Source organism: Duganella kummerowiae, assembly GCF_053572355.1.
The window spans coordinates 1-3,300 of sequence record NZ_JBKFEH010000038.1 but is presented as its reverse complement, the minus strand read 5'-3'; the positions used below and the strand labels follow the sequence as shown (position 1 = coordinate 3,300).

1 tRNA gene and 2 rRNA genes are annotated in these 3,300 nt (G+C 51.0%); all 3 read right to left on the bottom strand.

Annotated elements, in window-relative coordinates:
* Positions 1-62, bottom strand: a 5S ribosomal RNA gene (gene rrf, locus ACLB1G_RS27870); the annotation flags it as partial.
* Between the two features lie 99 nt (positions 63-161).
* A 23S ribosomal RNA gene (locus ACLB1G_RS27865) occupies positions 162-3,034 on the bottom strand.
* Between the two features lie 190 nt (positions 3,035-3,224).
* A tRNA-Ala gene (locus ACLB1G_RS27860) sits at positions 3,225-3,300 on the bottom strand.

Sequence of the window (3,300 nt, the reverse complement as noted above, 5' to 3'; positions counted from 1 at the left end):
AGTCGTTTCACGGTCCTGTTCGGGATGGGAAGGGGTGGGACCGACTTGCTATGGTCATCAGGCATTGACTTGTACGCCTGCAGCGTGTGCTGCAGGCAGAATCCGGAAGAAGTAGAGTTAGGGTTACTCAAACACGAGTAAATGATAACCATCAAGGTTATAGGGACAAGCCGTACGGGCAATTAGTATCAGTTAGCTTAATGCATTACTGCACTTCCACACCTGACCTATCAACGTCCTGGTCTCGAACGACCCTTCAAGGAGCTCAAGGCTCCGGGAAATCTCATCTTAAGGCAAGTTTCCCGCTTAGATGCTTTCAGCGGTTATCTCTTCCGAACTTAGCTACCCGGCAATGCCACTGGCGTGACAACCGGTACACCAGAGGTTCGTCCACTCCGGTCCTCTCGTACTAGGAGCAGCCCCCTTCAAATTTCCAACGCCCACGGCAGATAGGGACCAAACTGTCTCACGACGTTTTAAACCCAGCTCACGTACCACTTTAAATGGCGAACAGCCATACCCTTGGGACCGGCTACAGCCCCAGGATGTGATGAGCCGACATCGAGGTGCCAAACTCCCCCGTCGATATGAACTCTTGGGAGGAATCAGCCTGTTATCCCCAGAGTACCTTTTATCCGTTGAGCGATGGCCCTTCCATACAGAACCACCGGATCACTATGTCCTACTTTCGTACCTGCTCGACTTGTCAGTCTCGCAGTTAAGCACGCTTATGCCATTGCACTATTAGCACGATGTCCGACCGTACCTAGCGTACCTTCGAACTCCTCCGTTACACTTTAGGAGGAGACCGCCCCAGTCAAACTGCCTACCATGCACTGTCCCCGATCCGGATAACGGACCAAGGTTAGAACCTCAAACAAACCAGGGTGGTATTTCAAGGTTGGCTCCACGAGAACTGGCGTCCCCGCTTCAAAGCCTCCCACCTATCCTACACAGATTGGTTCAAAGTCCAATGCAAAGCTACAGTAAAGGTTCATGGGGTCTTTCCGTCTAGCCGCGGGTAGATTGCATCATCACAAACACTTCAACTTCGCTGAGTCTCGGGAGGAGACAGTGTGGCCATCGTTACGCCATTCGTGCAGGTCGGAACTTACCCGACAAGGAATTTCGCTACCTTAGGACCGTTATAGTTACGGCCGCCGTTTACTGGGACTTCAATCAAGAGCTTGCACCCCATCATTTAATCTTCCAGCACCGGGCAGGCGTCACACCCTATACGTCCACTTTCGTGTTTGCAGAGTGCTGTGTTTTTATTAAACAGTCGCAGCCACCAGTTTATTGCAACCTTTTCGCCCTTCTGCAGTAAAGCAGTCAAGCTACCGAGGCGTACCTTTTCCCGAAGTTACGGTACCAATTTGCCGAGTTCCTTCTCCCGAGTTCTCTCAAGCGCCTTAGAATACTCATCTCGCCCACCTGTGTCGGTTTGCGGTACGGTCTCGTATGACTGAAGCTTAGAGGCTTTTCTTGGAACCACTTCCGATTGCTACAGAACTAAAAGTTCTTCGTCCCGATCCCTTGAATTTCGCGCCCGGATTTGCCTAAGCGCCTTCTATGAACCAGGAACTGACTATTCCAACAGTCAGACAACCTTCCGCGATCCGTCCCCCCATCGCATCATACGACGGTGCAGGAATATTAACCTGCTTCCCATCAGCTACGCATCTCTGCCTCGCCTTAGGGGCCGACTCACCCTGCTCCGATGAACGTTGAACAGGAAACCTTGGGCTTACGGCGTGGGGGCTTTTCACCCCCATTATCGCTACTCATGTCAGCATTCGCACTTCTGATACCTCCAGCATCCTTTACAAGACACCTTCGCAGGCTTACAGAACGCTCTCCTACCATATGCTTACGCATATCCGCAGCTTCGGTGACTGGCTTAGCCCCGTTACATCTTCCGCGCAGGACGACTCGATCAGTGAGCTATTACGCTTTCTTTAAATGATGGCTGCTTCTAAGCCAACATCCTGACTGTTTTAGCCTTCCCACTTCGTTTTCCACTTAGCCAATCTTTGGGACCTTAGCTGGCGGTCTGGGTTGTTTCCCTCTTGACGCCGGACGTTAGCACCCGACGTCTGTCTCCCAAGCTCGCACTCAACGGTATTCGGAGTTTGCAATGGTTTGGTAAGTCGCGATGACCCCCTAGCCATAACAGTGCTCTACCCCCGTTGGTGATACTTGAGGCACTACCTAAATAGTTTTCGGAGAGAACCAGCTATTTCCAAGTTTGTTTAGCCTTTCACCCCTACCCACAGCTCATCCCCTAATTTTTCAACATTAGTGGGTTCGGTCCTCCAGTGCGTGTTACCGCACCTTCAACCTGGCCATGGGTAGATCACTTGGTTTCGGGTCTACACCCAGCGACTGGCGCCCTGTTCGGACTCGATTTCTCTACGGCTTCCCTATCCGGTTAACCTTGCCACTGAATGTAAGTCGCTGACCCATTATACAAAAGGTACGCAGTCACCCCTTACGAGGCTCCTACTGTTTGTATGCACACGGTTTCAGGATCTATTTCACTCCCCTCCCGGGGTTCTTTTCGCCTTTCCCTCACGGTACTGGTTCACTATCGGTCGATTACGAGTATTTAGCCTTGGAGGATGGTCCCCCCATCTTCAGACAGGATTTCTCGTGTCCCGCCCTACTTGTCGCACGCTTAGTACCACCGGTCTGGTTTCGTGTACGGGGCTATCACCCGCTATGGCCAGAGTTTCCAATCTGTTCCACTACCAGTCCGACTATCACGTGCAGGCTCTTCCCATTTCGCTCGCCACTACTTTGGGAATCTCGGTTGATTTCTTTTCCTGCAGCTACTTAGATGTTTCAGTTCGCCGCGTTCGCTTCGTACACCTATGTATTCAGTGTACGATGACCTAAAAGGCCGGGTTTCCCCATTCGGAAATCTGCGGATCAAAGCTTGTTTGCTAGCTCCCCGCAGCTTATCGCAAGCTACTACGTCCTTCATCGCCTGTAATCGCCAAGGCATCCGCCATGTGCACTTATTCACTTGTCCCTATAACCTTGACGGCTATAGGTTAAGCATTTACTACTGTGTTTGATGAGTTTTTACTACTACCCTAAGTACACACCTTTTACAGTGTGCGCTTAATAAAACTTTACTTCTTCCAGATTGTTAAAGAACATACAGCACTTGATCCCTAAAAGATCAAACCTAAACAGCTATCTGCTTACGTTTGCACTCTTGGTGGAGGATGACGGGATCGAACCGACGACCCCCTGCTTGCAAAGCAGGTGCTCTCCCAGCTGAGCTAATCCCCC